A 16,657-nucleotide genomic window follows, 5' to 3' on the forward strand; every position below is an offset into this window, starting at 1 on the left:
TTAGTAGTCATAATGCTAATTTAGCATAAAAAGTTTTAGTTAAACTTTAATTATAGTTTATGAAAAGCTTTGTTTATAAATTTGCTAAAACCTTATATTTTGCAAGAAAATTAGTATTGATAAAATAATTGTGGTTTGTATTTTATTTTTAGCTCAAATTCTTAATTTTGCGCATGCAAAATAACGTACTCATCTTAGACTTCGGTTCGCAGTATACGCAATTGATTGCAAGACGCGTAAGAGAATTAAACATTTACTGCGAAATTCATCCATTTCACAAAGTTCCACAAGATCTTTCAGGCTTTAAAGCGGTTATCCTTTCAGGAAGTCCGTTTTCAGTTAGAGCAGAAGATGCTCCACATCCTGATTTATCTCAAATTAGAGGGAAATTACCTATGCTGGCCGTTTGCTACGGGGCGCAATATTTAGCCCATTTTCATGGCGGTAAGGTAGAGCCTTCCGAAACCAGGGAATATGGTCGGGCAAACCTATCGGTTATTAAAGATAGCGAGCCACTTTTTGATAATATCAAAGAGAACTCTCAGGTTTGGATGAGCCACAGTGATACTATAAAAGAATTACCGGAAAATGCGGTTCGCTTAGCCAGTACAACAGATGTACTAAATGCAGCCTATCGTATAGAAGGTGAAGAGACTTTTGCAATTCAGTTTCATCCCGAAGTATATCACTCGACCGATGGAAAGCAATTATTAGAAAACTTTTTAGTAAATATCGCTGGGGTAGCACAAAGCTGGACACCTGGTGCATTTGTAGATCTTACAGTAGCAGAGCTCAAAGAGAAGATTGGCGACGACAAAGTTGTCTTAGGACTTAGTGGCGGAGTAGATTCTACGGTAGCGGCGATGCTTTTACATAAAGCTATTGGTAAGAACCTGTACTGTATTTTTGTAAATAACGGTTTACTTCGCAAAAACGAGTTCGAAGACGTGCTTCACCAGTATAAAGATATGGGCCTAAATGTAAAAGGAGTTGATTCTTCTGCCCGTTTTCTGGATGCTCTAGCAGGAATTAGTGATCCAGAATTAAAAAGAAAAGCAATAGGGAATACTTTTATTGAGGTTTTTGATGATGAGGCGCACGAAATCAAAGATGTTACCTATTTGGCACAAGGAACGATATACCCTGATGTGATTGAATCGATCTCGGTTAATGGCCCTTCGGTAACTATTAAATCGCATCATAATGTAGGGGGATTACCAGACTTTATGAAACTTAAAGTAGTAGAGCCGCTTCGAATGTTATTTAAAGATGAAGTACGACGAGTTGGTGCAGAATTGGGTATCGCAAAAACACTTTTAGGTCGTCATCCGTTTCCAGGACCAGGCTTAGCCATTAGAATTTTAGGCGATATTACCGCCGAAAAAGTAAGAATACTACAGGAAGTCGATCACATTTTTATTCAGGGACTTAGAGACTGGGATCTTTATGATCATGTTTGGCAGGCTGGTGCAATTTTATTGCCGGTACAATCTGTAGGAGTCATGGGAGATGAACGTACTTACGAGCAAGTGGTGGCATTAAGAGCGGTAGAGTCTACCGATGGAATGACGGCTGACTGGGTAAATTTACCTTACGAATTTTTACAAAAAACTTCGAATACAATAATAAATAGAGTAAAAGGCGTTAATAGGGTAGTATACGATATAAGTTCTAAACCACCAGCGACTATAGAATGGGAATAGAATTTGTATAAACCTATTAAGTCTAAAAATCAATAAAATGAGATACCTTTTTTTAATTTGCTTTTTATGTATGATGAATATTTCTGCTTTTGCGCAGGAATTTAAATATCATACCGTAAAGAAAGGAGAGACTGTTTACAGTATTTCTAAGGATTATAATGTTTCTGAAGAAGACATTTATAAATATAATCCTGACTCTAAAAATGGTATCGAAGAATCTTCTAAGCTGGTTATCCCTTTAGCCACGAAGGATAAAGGGATGCCTGCTAAAACAGGCTCTTCAAGTTTGGATCCCGTAAATTTTAAAGAACATACCGTTAAAAAGAAAGAAACTCTCTTTAGTTTATCTCAGCAATATAATGTAGAAATAGATGATATTAAACGGTATAATAAACAATTATACTCTAAAGAACTTCAAAAAGGAGAAACTATTCGTATTCCTGTTTTCAGAACTTTAGATCGGGTGGTTGCCAAGCCTAACAATATCTCTAAAGAAGAGATTCGCCAGAAATTTGATAAAAATGAAGTGAGAGAGCATGTTGTTTTACCCAAAGAAACCAAATTTGGTATAGCCAGAAAATATGGTTTAACGGTAAAAGAACTGGAAGCCTTAAATCCCACTGTAGATGTTTTGCAGCCCGGTATTATGCTTAGGGTTGGTACAAATGTCTCCCCAGATCCCGTGGTACTTTTAGATAAGAACTTTAAGTTTTACGAAGTAAAACCTCAAGAAACTTTATTTGGTTTAGCTCAGCGTTTTCATGTAACACAAGATTCTATATTAGCACTTAACCCAATTATAGAACAAGAAGGATTAGAATGGGGCATGGTTTTAAAAGTTCCAAATCCAGAAGAACAAGACCCCGAAAACTGGGTGACCCCCACCCTAACCAGTGAAGCTGAAAAATTGCAAGGTGATAAAGTAAACCTTAAAGATTCTCTTTCCAATTTCAGTCCTAAAAACCTGGTATTTATGCTTCCTTATAGCCTTGATAAGGTTCAGGTAGATTCGGCAGGTACTGCTGCTTATAAAGACGCCATTTTAGACGATCGTGTTTTAAGAATAAGCCTGGATTTTTACAGCGGTGCTGCAATGGCCATTGAAGATGCAAAAGAATTAGGGATTTCTAGTCAGGTTAAAATTTATGATACCAAAAGAAGTGCTTCTGAGGTGATTAATCTTATCAATACCAAAAATTTTAATAATGTTGATGCAGTCATTGGGCCTTTTTTACAATCGACTACAGAAGCCGCTGCAGAACGCTTAAGAATCAAAAATATTCCGGTATTCACACCACTTTCTGATAAAGAAATGAGCGGAGGTAATAATTTGTTCATCGCGCGTCCCGATCAACAAACGATGAGCAATACTATGCTCGATTACCTTCAGAAATTTGGAAAAGAGAAAAATGTGATCATTGTCTCAGATGCTAAATCTTTTGAAATTAAAAATAAATTATCTCAGATTTTTCCTGCAGCAAGATCTGTAAATGCTGTTGATGGTTATGTTTCAGAAACAAGCTTAAAAAGAGTATTATTGCCAGCCACACCAAACTGGATAATTTTAGAATCCAGCAGTGTGGGTGTGATAAGTAGTACCGTATCTGCATTAAATAGGTTATTAAGGGACGATCTTGATATTACATTATTCACTACAAATAAAAATGATAGCTACGATAACGAAAGCATCAGTAACGAAGATTTAGGCAAATTATATTTCCACTACCCATCGGTAGATAAAGAGTATAATCTAGAGTTTTCTGAGAATTTTATTAAAAAGTACCAAGAAGAGTATGGTGTTACTCCAAATCAATATGCCGTGCGGGGCTATGACCTAACCATGGATGTATTACTCCGTTTAGCTGCATCAAAAGATATTTACAGTTCTTTTAGCGATTATAAAGGCTTTACCGAATACAACGAGAACAAATTTTTATATGAGCCGCAACCCGGAGGTGGTTTCAGAAATAAAGCAGTTTATATTCTTCAAATTAATCCGGATTTAACTTTACAAATAGCCGATGACAGCCAAAGTAACATATTTAGGGAATTTAAGGACTGAAGCAGAACACCTGCAAAGCGGAACTAAAATCATAACAGATGCCCCTGTAGACAACCACGGAAAAGGGGAATCATTTTCTCCTACAGACACCGTAGCCACTGCTTTGGCGACCTGTATGCTTACAATAATGGGTATAAAAGCTGAAGCATTAGAAATCGCTATCGAAGGTACAACAGCCCAGGTGACCAAGACAATGGCTGCCAACCCACGACGAATTTCCAAGATTGAAGTAGTATTTAGCTTTCCCAAAAAATACGATGATAAGGTGATGAAAGTTTTAGAAAATGCTGCAAGAACCTGCCCTGTTTTTTATAGTTTGCACCCAGATATGGAAAAAGAGATTCGTTTTATCTGGTAAAAATTTTGTTTAAGTAATTGCCATATATATTCTCTGTTTTTAGGACGAGGTGTATAGGAAAAAGAGCTCACACCAGCAGGTATTTGTTAGAAAGCTAAATTTTTATGCCAAGGTAATACCGTTTCCATATAGAGCCTTTAATTCCCTATATCAAAAGAAAAGTTAGCGAATATATTAAAGATGTCTAAGTTTTACCCTTTTTCCAGTCTTGCTAAAATAAATTTAAAAGAGATAATCCAACTAAAGCCTAAAACTTCAAAATATGAAAGCAGCACTAATTTTAATTGATGTTCAAAATGATTATTTTGAAAATGGCAAAATGGAACTTTTTAAACCGGTAGAAGCAAGTTTAAAAGCAAAAAAAGTTTTGCAGCAATTTAGAGCTGAAGATTGGCCCGTAATCCACGTACAACATATGTCAACTCGTGAAGATGCTACTTTTTTTATTCCAAAAACAAATGGAGTGGAAATTCACGAAAATGTAAGCCCGCTAAAAAAAGAAAAAGTGGTTGTAAAACATTTCCCGAATAGTTTTCGAGAGACCGATTTACTAAAAGCACTTCAAGAACAAAATATTAAGAGATTAGTAATTTGTGGCATGATGACACATATGTGTGTTGATGCAACCACAAGGGCAGCTAAAGATTTTGGATTCGATTGTATTGTAATAGGCGATGCCTGTGCAACAAAAAATCTAGAAATAAACGGTGAGACAGTAGATGCTGCTGAAGTACAAAAATCTTTTCTTGCTGCCTTAAATTATTTTTATTCCCGGGTGATGAATGCGGAAGAATATCTTCAGAATTAAAAGCAGAATTTCTAGAAATTTCGATTATTGATGTTACCTTCAATATAGTTTTTTGATTAGCTTGCATTTTTATTTAACTAACCTAATCAAAAAATCATGGAAGTTTATCATCAAAACGAACAACCTAACCTAATTACACCACAAAAATGGGCCTTATACATTTTTGTTGCCGGCTTACCTTTTATAGGCATCATCATGCTACTGGTATGGGCTTTTGGCAGTGATCCCAATTATACACGCAAAAATTGGGCAAAAGGTATGCTATTGCTATATGTAATACTATTCATATTATCTATTATTTTCTTTGTATTCCTGGGAGGAATGGCATTCTTAACAAGCTTTGCGTCTCAGAATTACTAACCGAAGTTTAACCTCATACTTTCTGGAAATTGAGTAAAAACATTTTAAAAGATTTTGTTTTGAATTTTCAATGTTAGCTCTATCTCTATAATTTTTTACTAAAAAATATTTTTTTAAATTTTAAAACCTCAAAAATATAAATCGGATTTTATGAATTTCGAATTATAATTTTGAGGTTATTTTTTATTGTAATAAATTGTAAATGAAGCAAATCTATTTTTATCTTTTATGTTCTACCCCAAACATGAAATGAAGTAAGTAAACTTGAAGGGAAAGCTTGTGAGTATTTATTAGAAAATAATTTGTAAGTCGAGGCTCCCCGATCCAAAAATAACTATCGGAACAGGGCCAGAACATTTAATCTCGACTATCGAGTAAATTAATTTTATGCGGTTCTTGTTTCAGGTGCTTCCTATATCCTAATTTCCATTCATCATGTCATCAAAAAGCTACTCATTGTTCCTAATTTTCTTCACTTTGTGGAATATAGCTTTTGCACAGGAAGAAAAAATCCTATCTAAAGCTGCCTATGCAGAAAAAATATATTTACAGTTTGATCGTGAGAATTATCCGGCAGGAAGCACCATATGGTTTAAATCAATGGTACTTAATTCTGTAGACCATAAGCCATCGCAGCGTTCAGGAGTACTTCATGTAGATCTTATAGGGCCCGAGAAACAATTGATCAACCAGAAACTTGTAAAAATTGTAGACGGAAGCGGTCATAATCATTTCGATATTCCCAAAAAAATGCCGCCTGGTATCTATAAAATACGGGCATATACCAGATGGAACCGTAATTTTGGGGAAGACTTTATTTTTTCAAAATATTTTAGAATTTTCCCTAAGATTCCCAAAACTGAGAAAGCCATTGAACATATCAATATTGTCGATAAAAAAGAGGGTGCTTTTCTGGAAGCGACTTTTAACCCTAATAAGCTAGATAGCCTTCAGAAACGTAAAATTTTAGTTGGATTATATTTAAATAATTCGAAACAGGATTCCTTAGAAATTAAAGCGAATAATGGTGTTTATAAACTGTCCTATAAATTAAATGAAAAAACCGATTATATAAGCATCAATATGCTTACAGAAAACGGATTTACCGCAAGTAGGTCTATTAGTTTAGATGAAAATAAGGTAGACTTACAGCTATTGCCGGAAAGCGGAAGTTTATTAGACGGAACTGTAAATTTATTAGGAATAAAAGCCCTGGATTTTAAAGGTGATGGCCTGTATACTGAAGGTCTTATTCTAAATAAAAATAAAGATACTATCACCACATTTAAAACTAATAAATTTGGGATGGGAGTAACGGTAATAAGGCCTGAGGCTACGGAAGAATATATAGCTAAAATTACAAATATTGACAATGAAACTGAATATCCACTACCGGAAGTTTTAAAAAACGGAAACATTCTTTCTGTTAGGAGAACTGGGGACAGAGTTAGTTTAATCGCTTCGACAACTAATAAATCTGATTCGTTAATGATACGCATTAGTTTTAGAGGGATTAAGTTATTTGATATCAAAGGACCGGTAAAGGCTGGTCATTTTAATACCGCATTACCAGTACATGTTTTTCCCTATGGAATTCTTTGCTTTACCTTATTAAATGAAAATTATCAACCCGTAGCCGAGCGGTTATACTTTAATGATGTTGGAAAAAAGCAAGTTACCATTGCAGTAAAAACCAATAAAAATGAATATAGTTCACGTGAAAAAACAAGCCTTAGTATTCATGTTAAAGATAGCACAGGTAAGAATATAGCTGCCCAAATATCAGTGCTCGCATTGGCTAAGGAACCTTTAGGAGCAGAACAGCAAAAGGGAAACTCCATTCTCCCCTATTTTTACCTCACCTCTGAACTTCGGGGAAAAATAGAGCATCCAGGTTTATATTTTAATAGGGATGATATTTACCGTTTGCGGGATATTGATGCGTTATTGCTCACACAGGGATGGCGAAAATACAAATATGACACTACTAGCATTGTTTTCGATTATCCTGAAGAACCAGTCCTGGCTATTGACGGAAAGGTAAGCGGGAACATTTTTAATAAGCCTAAGGAAGATGTAGAATTATCCTTTATAGCTTTAGGAGAGCAACCTGTAGTACAAACCTATAATACCGATAGTTTGGGTAGATTTTATTTTAATGTTGATTTTTTAAATGAAGAAAACCGGGAAATTGTCATACAAAGCAAAAAAGATGGAAATAAAAGAAATTTTGATATAGCAATTAATGATCCTGAAAGCTTGCCGATAATCTTTGAAAACCGACAAAAAATCGAGAAGCCTGATAGTACTTTTTCTGAAATTGTAAACTATGAACAACGTCTGCAACAAAAGCAACTTTCTTATGAATTAGCCGAAGGGGTGACGCAATTAGATGAAGTGGTTTTAGAAGCTTACAATATGACTGAAGAACGTAAGAAAACAGCAGATCTAGCCGGAAAGCCGGATATAGTAATCGATGGTAAGGATATTCAGGAAAAAGAAAAAAACTGGTCTTATGGACTTTACAGCGTTTTACTTTTCAATTTCCCAGAGGATATAAGAATTCAAAGAGATATCGAAGAACCGGGCGGCGCTTTACAGGCTAAAGTTATAGGTGGTGCCGGCACCACTATTTTAATGATGGACGGTATGGTAATAAACAATCTTAATTATTCGTTAGTTCCCAATATTCCGCCTAGCGAAGTAAAAAGTGTAGAGGTTATACGATTTGCCAAGCATTTTAGTCGATTATACATGCAAGCCTATCCATTCGCAAGCCCTATGGAAGTCCCGCCAACCGGTGATGTGATTGCCATCTATACGCATGGGAAGCAAGGAATTTTTGGAGCACAAAAACCAAAGGGTATTCTTAGAACTTCCATTAAAGGATACTCTCCCACTAAAGAATTTTATCAGCCCGATTATACGAACCAAGAACGTTTTAAAAGTAATGAACCAGATTTAAGAAGCGTGGTGTACTGGCAACCGCAGATAAATATTGAAAATGGGGAACCTGCACAGGTTTCCTATTTTAATCCGGATAATACGGAACAAATAATAGTGATCATCGAAGCAATCACGCCTGACGGAGGAATTGGGTATCATGAATTCACCTATCCGGTAATACAAAAGGATATAAAAGATATTCCTAATTAATATTGATGTAATTGAGATTGTACACTTTCGAACTCGTCAACGATTTCTTTTACAATCTCTGCGGCGGGTTTGATCGTTTTAATTAAGCCTGAAATTTGACCAATTTCGAGTTCTCCTTCTATCAGATCACCTTCAAACATGCCTTTTTTGGCACGGGCGCGACCCAAGAGCTGTTGTAATTCTTCTTTAGAAGGACTTTTTTGATAAAGTGTTTCAATATCTTCGAAGAATTTATTTTTAAGTAAACGAACGGGAGCCAATTCTTTTAGTGTTAATTTAGTATCACCTTCCTGAGCGTTCACCACCATTTCCTTAAATTTAATGTGAGAAGAGGCTTCTTCAGAAGCGACAAAGCGGCTGCCAATTTGTACGGCATCGGCTCCTAAAACCATCGCTGCAAGCATACCACGCCCGGTAGCAATTCCACCGGCTGCGATAAGTGGAATTTCCAACTTTTCCCTAACCATAGGAATTAAGGTAAAGGTCGTGGTTTCATCACGCCCATTATGCCCACCAGCTTCAAATCCCTCGGCAACCACAGCGTCTACTCCAGCCTCCTGAGATTTTAAAGCAAATTTTACACTACTTACTACATGAACAACAATAATCCCATGTTCTTGCAAATGAGAAGTCCAGGTTGTTGGATTCCCAGCTGATGTAAAAACGATTGGAACTTTCTCTGCAACAATAATTTTTATAATCTCTTCCACATTGGGATAGAGCATAGGAACATTTACAGCAAAAGGCTTGTTGGTCGCTTTTTTACATTTTATAAGATGTTCTTTAAGCACTTCAGGATACATAGATCCGGCGCCAATGATTCCAAGTCCACCAGCATTGCTAACAGCGCTTGCCAGTTTCCAGCCACTTGCCCAGACCATACCGGCCTGGATAAGTGGATATTTTATATTTAAAAGTTTGGTTATTCTATTTGTAGCCATTGCAGGTTTGTTTCCCGCAATTTAAGAAATTACACCAGATCCTAATAATTCTTCGCCATCATACCAGGCCACAAACTGGCCTTCGGTAATAGAAGCCTGTGGTGTTTTAAAAACTACATACATACCTTGTTCGGTTTGATATAAAGTTGCCTCCTGTAAAGGTTGCCGGTATCTTATCCTTGCCTTTAGCTCTAAGCTTTCGCCCGGTTTTAAACTTAAGTCTTTTCTTACCCAGTGTACTTCATCTTCATTAATAAAAAGTCCTTTTCGATAAATTCCGGGATGTTTTTTTCCCTGCCCGGTATAAATAACATTGTCTTCAACATCTGTATCGATTACAAAAAGTGGTTCTGGAGTACCTCCTACAGCTAAACCTTTACGTTGTCCCTTAGTAAAATAATGAGCACCCTGATGCTTTCCTACAACTTTACCATCCTGAGGCTGATATTGGTATTTTTGAGATAGAAATTTTAATTCTTCAATTTTAGATTCAAATTCGGGAATACCAGTTTGGTAGGTTTCGCTATCCGGTTTTATCTCGACAATATTCCCTTCTTTCGGCTTTAATTTTTGCTGAAGAAAATCTGGCAAGCGTACTTTTCCTATAAAACAAAGTCCCTGCGAATCTTTTTTATCGGCAGTTACCAGTTCCTGTTCGGCAGCAATCCTACGAACCTCTGATTTTTGAAGTTCCCCAATAGGAAATAAGGTTTTTGAAAGTTGCTCCTGGGTAAGCTGACATAAAAAATAAGACTGATCTTTGTTATTATCTTTTCCTGATAATAGCTGATATATTTTTTCTCCGTTTTTTTCAATTTCTCCTTTACGGCAGTAATGACCGGTGGCCACATAGTCTGCTCCCAGAGAAAGTGCTATTTTCATAAATACATCAAACTTGATCTCACGATTACATAACACGTCTGGATTTGGTGTTCGACCACGTTCGTATTCATTAAACATATAGTCGACGATACGTTCTTTATATTGTTCGCTTAAGTCTACCGTTTGGAATGGGATTCCTAATTTCTCAGCAACGATCATCGCATCATTACTGTCTTCTAACCATGGACATTCGTCTGAAATCGTCACCGAATCGTCATGCCAGTTTTTCATAAACAATCCTATAACCTCATAACCCTGTTCTTTTAAAAGATAGGCTGAAACACTACTATCTACACCTCCTGAGAGTCCTACTACAACTTTTTTCATAGAATTTAAGCTTGATCGATCAATTCTTTTGTGATTAATCGTATATAAAGTCGAAATAAAGTGTGTAAAATTACGAAATAAAAAAAGGTGACGAAAGCCACCTTTTGATTTGTATCTAATTTTACTCGATAATCATGATCACTGGATTTAGTTAGGCCTGAATGATATTATTATTTTCTTTGTTGATCTTCAATTCGTCTCCCGTTTTTATAATCACCTTCTGCCACTAAACTACCTTCAGGATTATAATAAGTTTGATGACCGTCTAATTCTCCATTTTTATAATTAAGATCTTGTAAAAGCTGTCCATTATCTGCATAAATCTGACTGCTCCCATTTTTAATTCCGTTAAGGTAATTTGTCTTTTCTCCTACTTTTCCATTTTTAAAATAAGTGATTTGTAAACCATTTAACTCATCATTTTTGTAATATTCCGTCATCATTATTTGGTCACTTTTATGATGGTACGTGATCCATTTGCCCGCTCTTTTTTTATTCAGCATCATTCCCTCACTAATTACCTCTCCCTGCTGGGTGTAATACTTTACCGCAATAGAATCGCTACCAGTATCAAAATCCATAATTGCACTTGGATGCTTTTCGTAACCTTTTTTATAGAATTTGAACTTTCCCGTTTCCTTTCCATGATTAAAGGTTCCTTCGAATTTAGTTTGATTGCTTCCAGGAAAATTTACTTTCCATTCGCCGTGCCTTTTGCCCTGCGCATCATTCAAATTTGGTCCCTCCTGAGCATTTAAGTTTTGCAGGGTCAAAAAAAGCAAGCTCAAAATTGCGATTTTAGATATTAGCCTTTTTGAAGTTAAATGAAATAAGCTCATTATTTTGTTGATTTTTAAGCGAATAAATTTAGTTTAAACATTGGGTTTTGAAAAATTGAATCTTTCAATATAGCTTTAACTCTTCGAAACCAATATTTTATCAAGATGGGTATAATTGGTTTTCCAATTTTAAAAGCCTCAATCAGGTTTTTCATATTAACAGAGATTACACAAATATTAATTATTCTCTGCTTATTTTAGTCTTTATTTAAAACTAAAATTGATGAAATTTATTCTGAAATTAGCAAAGATCATACTAATTTTTATTTTTTGCAGCATAATAATCTCCTGCGGTACATCAGATGATCCCGGCGATGTCATTATTCCTGATAATACGATAAACAATTTTATTCTTAATAATTCTAATTATTCGGTTTTAGCCACTGCTTTAAATCGCACGAGCCTGGATTCAGTTTTAAATAGTACGATGCAACAGTACACAATTTTCGCCCCAAATAATTCGGCATTCAATAGTTTCCTTTCTGAAAATGATTATACCAATATCAATGACGTTCCTCTAAAGGAATTAGAAAATTATCTTCGTTATCATATACAGCCGGGAGCGAGTAAGTTAAGTGAATTTCCAGATGGGTATATACGAAGTCTGGGGACTGGGAATGTTTCAGATAGATTGCTTAGCATGTATACTTCAACTTTAGATGATAGCTTTTATATCAATAATGAAGCTGAAGTAGTCGTATCTCAGGGTAATATTTTACTGGATAATGGATATCTGAACCCTATCAGTACTTTTTTGTCCTTACCCAGTATAACTGATTTTTTATTGGTTAGCCAGCAAAGTTCAGATGATAGTTTTGCCAGTATTTTATCTGAATCCACTTCTGAAAATTATTTGGCCCGATTGGAAGATGAAGATGCGGTGTTCACTATTCTTCAGGCCTCAGAAGAAGCTATCGCAAATTACCTATCAGAAAACAATTATGCTGCTATTAACGATATTCCACAGGCTAACCTGCAAAAAATTATTGATAATCATATCATTCCGCAAGAAAATGTACGGACCGAAGCTATTGAAGATTCACTACAGGTTACTGCAAATAGTGGTGCACTACTGAACTTTTACGAAGATAACGGTCCAAAAATCAAATTGGAAAATAATGAGATCATAAATATTATTACGCCAAATATTCAGGCTGTAAATGGAGTAATTCAGATCGTTGATCGTGTAATTGAATAATTGTTATACAAAAGAATATGCTGTTATTATTTAGCTTTTGTATGCGCGATTATCAACAGCTTTGGTTTATCAGATCTGATAGAAGATGTTTTCAATAAAGACTTGCTACTAAATTTTGAAGTATTTTGGTAGTAAAACTCCATGGATTAGATGTTGAAAAAACATTTTTATAATATTTTAGTTATCTGTAATTTCCGGCTTCTCTTTAATAACAATAGAACTTTCTATACTTAAGATTTTATTTTCCGCTTTGCTACGATTAATAATAGCTGCGATTTTGTCTTTAGACTGCTGTAGTTCCTCTATCCTCTTGTTATAGCGTTCTGCTCCGTCGATCCCACGTTCTTCATAACTAAATATTTGCCTGCTGTTAAAGCGTATCTTATCTTCAATAATGCTAAATAAAATTTCTTCGGCTTCGCCGGGCTTAAATTCCCCGGTGATTAACTTAACTTCATTAAAGTCGTCCATATCTGCTTTTTTAAGAAGTAAATATAATGATGAAATTCATAAGTTATTATTTATATTTACTATACGATACATTAATTAATTTTATGAACTATACTTTAAATCAACTAAAGATATTTTTAAAAATAACGGAGTTAAAAAGTATTACAAAAGCTTCAGAATCGCTGCATCTTACGCAGCCCGCAGTTTCCATTCAGCTAAAAAATTTTCAGGATCAGTTTGACATCCCACTAACCGAAGTTATTGGCAGACAATTATACGTTACCCCTTATGGTGAAGAAATTGCCAAAGCCGCTGAAAAAATTTTATTGGAGGTTGAAAATATGAAGTATAAATCTTTGGCTTTTAAAGGTAAACTGGCTGGACAACTTACTATAGCCGTAGTTTCTACAGGCAAATATGTGATGCCTTTTTATTTAGCTCCCTTTTTAAGCAAACATAATGGTGTCAACCTGTTTATGGATGTAACCAACCGTTATCAGGTATTGGAAGCTTTAGAAAGAAATGAAGTAGATTTTGCTTTGGTTTCTGTACTACCGGAAAATTTACAGGTCGAAAAAAGAACCTTTATAGACAATAAACTTTTCTTGTTTGGTAGTCCTTCTTTAATAAAATCGGTACCGATTAAAGGCCAAATAATTCCTGAAAACTTACCTCTGATTTATAGGGAAGAAGGTTCTGCTACCCGACAGGCTATGGAAAAATTTATAAGTCAGAATAAAATTCCAGTAACCAAAAAAATTCAGCTTACTTCGAACGAAGCGGTAAAACAAGCGGTATTGGCGGGACTGGGCTATAGCATTATGCCTATAATTGGTTTAGAAAATGAAATAAAGAACAACCAGATACAAATTGTACCTATCCAAAAATTACCCATTGTAACCTCATGGAATTTAATCTGGTTAAAAGGCAAAAAATTTTCACCTGCGGCTGTCGCATATTTAGATTTTCTTACCAAACATATTGAAAGTATTAATGAAGCAAATTTTTCCTGGTTATCTAGTTATTAAATAACCAGGAAAATTGATAACAAACTGCATTAGAATATTACAGGCATTTTAGATCAAAAATGGAAGCTTCTATATAAAATCTTTTACACAGATTTCACTCTGTCTCTGGTGCTTCTTAAATCCAACTCAGGTTTATACGATTTAAACAGCAAGTTTTACATCGTCAGTTGTCGAATTGTTATCCAGGTTTTCCCAGTTTAAACCAGGAGCATAACGCTTTATTTCACGGTTTTCTTCAGGATTGATTACCAGTAAGTAAATCCATTCGTTATCCAGTAAGTTTTTTAAGTGAGGTTGTTCTTCTAAAATCTTTTCTACCCTATTCGTAGGTGTTTCAATTACGACCGATAATCGTAAAGGCTGATGATACATCTCTGAATCACTACGCTTTAAAGATTGCAAGGGTAAACCTTTGGTTAAATCACTTCCATTCCCCTGCATCACCCCAAACTTGCCGGTTATATTATGGGTAATTTTAGAGCCTGCACCAAATTTTTCATTGTCTACTGTGCTAAAGTAATAGTGATTATTAATCCATTGGGTAACCACCATAGGTCCTTGCATGATTGCAGATAAAGCAGTTCCGTCTTTATCGGTTTTCCAATCGTAAGATTGCAGAAAACATCTCCCGTTTAAATTGAGCCCTTTGGTAAGTCCCCTTGGGCCAATGATAAAACTAGCATTTTTGGCCAAGCCCCATTCAGGTCTGGTTTCCGACCAGTTATGTGATTTTTTGTGAGCTAACTTTAAACTCTCTTTTTCGCTTCCCAGTCGTTCGCGGCTCGCTTCTAATTGTGCCTGCTTCAGATTTTCAGTTATTTTCAAAAGTGCTTCTTTATGATTTGGAGCAAATTCGGTATCAAAAATCTCTATTTCATCGGTAACCGTATTATGCTCGGCTCCCAGAAATATTGTGTTTTCCGGTATATCGATTCCAAAATTATTTTTTAATGCTAACCTTACTTCTTTTTCATTAGCAATAGAGGCTAAAGTCCGTGCATTGTGCCTTCCAGGGTTTCCTGCACAGGCACCGCAATCTAAACTGGAAGCAAATGGATTATTAGAAGTGTGACTACCGTGACCGGTAAAAATGATAACGGGAGCAAAGATTTTCCAACCGGTTAAATCAAAAGTGGCTTTTACAAGGCTTACTTTTTCTTCTAAAGAAATATCGTGTTTATGCTCCTTTTTTGCCAGTTTAGGCTCGTAGCTTTTTTCTGAAGCTATCTTATCACCGTTCATTAGTTTATGGTATTTGGCAGGTAGCAAGGTTCTACCAAGCAAAGACAAACCATAAAGAATTCCTGTCCCCTCTACATACCCAAAGGCAGAAGGCAGCATATTTTTCAATCTTTTAAAGAAATAGTTTTTAAACTTGATTTTTTTGAGTTGCTTTTTATAAGCTTTTGCCTGAGTCTCTTTTCCTGGTTTTACATCATAAGAAACCTTGTAAGCAGAATTCAGAATTGGAGGGCAGGATTTTCTTGTTAAACCATCTTCAGTGCTTTTATAATCCATTGCGATGCCAAAGAAACCTGCATATCCAAATGTTTCATAATTGTCTGTTTCTTCAATTTTTCTTCTTATCAGTTCAGACCGTGTATCGATACAAAACACCATTTGTGCATCTGGTATGTTATTGTTTGTTTCAGGCACTCGATTATGGATATATTTTTCAGTAAGCTCTTTTTGCCAGCTTATTTCCCAGGCTTTTAGAAACAAATAAGACAGTTCCTGTTGTTCATTGGCAGTTTCAAAAGCAGGTGCTACATCTATAAGTAAGTTTAATTTTTCTGCAATCGTAAGCCTAACCGCCAAGTACTCCAAAATAGTAATGGGCGCTTTTTTTCTCCATCCCGAGTCTGAAGTTTGGCGTTGTTTGATATACCCCACCCATCCCGGCAGACTGGTTAAATGAAACTCAATGCTATTTTGTACCTCTTCTTTAGAAAAATTCTGAAATAATTGGTCTAAAGCTGCAGTAGCTGTTTGTGGCGTATCTTTATATATTTGATAGTCCTTGTCGTATTTGGCTAAACCTAACCAGGCTTTATAAAAACCCTTTTCCCTGTTGGGCATAGGCCATTCTGCCACGCCTTCATCCATAAAAATAGAAAGCCACTTGAGCATTAATCTATTTAGTTTTAAGTTATCCGGCTGTTCTTTTATTGCTGAAACCTGACCAAGAATCTTTAGATAAGCTTCTATAGAATCCTGATAGCCATTTTCTATTAATAAATTCTCTAATTCAGCACTATAAAGTTCTCTGCTATCCAGTGCTTCCCTGAATACTTCGGCATTAGGATATCCATGCGCATTATAAAATGTGGAAGCTCTGCTTACGGCTTCCTTAAAATGATATTCCTCAAAACCTGAAAGTTGATTGGAGGTTATATAAGCATATAATGGCGAAGTTTTATCTACGATTTTAGAGATTTCTTCCAGGGATTTTTTCCATTCAGTTGTTTTCACGAGAATACATTTAGATTAAACATTGGATGCTAAACTTTTAAAGCGATCAATAGATATTAATTGGCTTATTGCT

13 protein-coding genes are annotated in these 16,657 nt (G+C 35.5%); 8 read left to right on the plus strand and 5 right to left on the minus strand.

The genetic code is table 11. The features are described 5' to 3' along the window. Positions 1–173 precede the first annotated feature (173 nt). From guaA to ZPR_RS13835, 6 genes are all read left to right on the plus strand, one after another. On the plus strand, positions 174–1,703 hold the full coding sequence (guaA, locus tag ZPR_RS13810; RefSeq protein ID WP_013072330.1) for a glutamine-hydrolyzing GMP synthase: 1,530 nt from the start codon (positions 174–176) through the stop codon (positions 1,701–1,703). Between the two features lie 37 nt (positions 1,704–1,740). Then, positions 1,741–3,765 (plus strand): LysM peptidoglycan-binding domain-containing protein, encoded by a 2,025-nt coding sequence (locus tag ZPR_RS13815; RefSeq protein ID WP_049771451.1) that lies wholly within the window; start codon positions 1,741–1,743, stop codon positions 3,763–3,765. Then, complete coding sequence (locus ZPR_RS13820) at positions 3,725–4,123, plus strand: OsmC family protein (protein WP_041578947.1); 399 nt, start codon at positions 3,725–3,727, stop codon at positions 4,121–4,123. The genes ZPR_RS13815 and ZPR_RS13820 overlap by 41 nt, the downstream gene beginning before the upstream one ends. A 262-nt stretch (positions 4,124–4,385) precedes the next feature. After that, positions 4,386–4,931 (plus strand): cysteine hydrolase family protein, encoded by a 546-nt coding sequence (locus ZPR_RS13825; RefSeq protein ID WP_013072334.1) that lies wholly within the window; start codon positions 4,386–4,388, stop codon positions 4,929–4,931. A gap of 96 nt (positions 4,932–5,027) precedes the next feature. Further along, a complete protein-coding gene (locus ZPR_RS13830; protein ID WP_013072335.1) occupies positions 5,028–5,291 on the plus strand; it encodes a hypothetical protein in 264 nt (87 codons plus the stop codon). 435 nt (positions 5,292–5,726) lie between these two features. Beyond that, on the plus strand, positions 5,727–8,447 hold the full coding sequence (locus ZPR_RS13835) for a hypothetical protein (RefSeq protein ID WP_148211731.1): 2,721 nt from the start codon (positions 5,727–5,729) through the stop codon (positions 8,445–8,447). On the opposite strand, the gene ZPR_RS13840 is transcribed toward ZPR_RS13835, so the two are convergent. The 3 genes from ZPR_RS13840 to ZPR_RS13850 all read right to left on the minus strand — a co-directional run bounded on the left by ZPR_RS13840 (position 8,444) and on the right by ZPR_RS13850 (position 11,385). Further along, positions 8,444–9,388, minus strand: a complete 945-nt coding sequence (locus ZPR_RS13840) for an NAD(P)H-dependent flavin oxidoreductase (RefSeq protein WP_013072337.1) — start codon at positions 9,386–9,388, stop codon at positions 8,444–8,446. The genes ZPR_RS13835 and ZPR_RS13840 overlap by 4 nt on opposite strands. A 21-nt stretch (positions 9,389–9,409) precedes the next feature. Beyond that, positions 9,410–10,597 carry a tRNA 2-thiouridine(34) synthase MnmA gene (gene mnmA, locus ZPR_RS13845; protein ID WP_013072338.1) on the minus strand — a complete coding sequence of 396 codons (1,188 nt, stop codon included), beginning with the start codon at positions 10,595–10,597 and terminating at the stop codon, positions 9,410–9,412. A 170-nt stretch (positions 10,598–10,767) separates the two neighbouring features. Then, positions 10,768–11,385 (minus strand): toxin-antitoxin system YwqK family antitoxin, encoded by a 618-nt coding sequence (locus ZPR_RS13850; RefSeq protein WP_233421302.1) that lies wholly within the window; start codon positions 11,383–11,385, stop codon positions 10,768–10,770. Positions 11,386–11,659: 274 nt separating this feature from the next. Here ZPR_RS13850 and ZPR_RS13855 point away from each other — a divergent pair, with 274 nt between their 5' ends. Next, the gene (locus ZPR_RS13855; RefSeq protein WP_013072341.1) at positions 11,660–12,634 is read left to right on the plus strand and encodes a fasciclin domain-containing protein; all 975 of its coding nucleotides are present in this window, start codon (positions 11,660–11,662) and stop codon (positions 12,632–12,634) included. Positions 12,635–12,811: 177 nt separating this feature from the next. On the opposite strand, the gene ZPR_RS13860 is transcribed toward ZPR_RS13855, so the two are convergent. Next, positions 12,812–13,105, minus strand: a complete 294-nt coding sequence (locus ZPR_RS13860) for a hypothetical protein (RefSeq protein ID WP_013072342.1) — start codon at positions 13,103–13,105, stop codon at positions 12,812–12,814. An 83-nt stretch (positions 13,106–13,188) separates the two neighbouring features. On the opposite strand from ZPR_RS13860, the gene ZPR_RS13865 reads away from it, so the two are divergent. Beyond that, complete coding sequence (locus ZPR_RS13865; protein ID WP_013072343.1) at positions 13,189–14,112, plus strand: LysR substrate-binding domain-containing protein; 924 nt, start codon at positions 13,189–13,191, stop codon at positions 14,110–14,112. A gap of 141 nt (positions 14,113–14,253) precedes the next feature. On the opposite strand, the gene ZPR_RS13870 is transcribed toward ZPR_RS13865, so the two are convergent. Beyond that, positions 14,254–16,584, minus strand: a complete 2,331-nt coding sequence (locus ZPR_RS13870) for a DUF2309 domain-containing protein (protein WP_013072344.1) — start codon at positions 16,582–16,584, stop codon at positions 14,254–14,256. Between the last annotated feature and the right edge of the window lie 73 nt (positions 16,585–16,657).

The organism is Zunongwangia profunda SM-A87 (genome assembly GCF_000023465.1).
Lineage (GTDB): Bacteria > Bacteroidota > Bacteroidia > Flavobacteriales > Flavobacteriaceae > Zunongwangia > Zunongwangia profunda.

Excerpts from the sequence above, each read along its gene's own strand:
- guaA (WP_013072330.1), top strand. The coding sequence starts at position 174 with ATGCAAAATAACGTACTCATCTTAGACTTCGGTTCGCAGTATACGCAA.
- ZPR_RS13815 (WP_049771451.1), top strand. The coding sequence starts at position 1,741 with ATGAGATACCTTTTTTTAATTTGCTTTTTATGTATGATGAATATTTCT.
- ZPR_RS13820 (WP_041578947.1), top strand. The coding sequence starts at position 3,725 with ATGACAGCCAAAGTAACATATTTAGGGAATTTAAGGACTGAAGCAGAA.
- ZPR_RS13825 (WP_013072334.1), top strand. The coding sequence starts at position 4,386 with ATGAAAGCAGCACTAATTTTAATTGATGTTCAAAATGATTATTTTGAA.
- ZPR_RS13830 (WP_013072335.1), top strand. The coding sequence starts at position 5,028 with ATGGAAGTTTATCATCAAAACGAACAACCTAACCTAATTACACCACAA.
- ZPR_RS13835 (WP_148211731.1), top strand. The coding sequence starts at position 5,727 with ATGTCATCAAAAAGCTACTCATTGTTCCTAATTTTCTTCACTTTGTGG.
- ZPR_RS13840 (WP_013072337.1), bottom strand. The coding sequence starts at position 9,388 with ATGGCTACAAATAGAATAACCAAACTTTTAAATATAAAATATCCACTT.
- mnmA (WP_013072338.1), bottom strand. The coding sequence starts at position 10,597 with ATGAAAAAAGTTGTAGTAGGACTCTCAGGAGGTGTAGATAGTAGTGTT.
- ZPR_RS13855 (WP_013072341.1), top strand. The coding sequence starts at position 11,660 with ATGAAATTTATTCTGAAATTAGCAAAGATCATACTAATTTTTATTTTT.
- ZPR_RS13860 (WP_013072342.1), bottom strand. The coding sequence starts at position 13,105 with ATGGACGACTTTAATGAAGTTAAGTTAATCACCGGGGAATTTAAGCCC.
- ZPR_RS13865 (WP_013072343.1), top strand. The coding sequence starts at position 13,189 with ATGAACTATACTTTAAATCAACTAAAGATATTTTTAAAAATAACGGAG.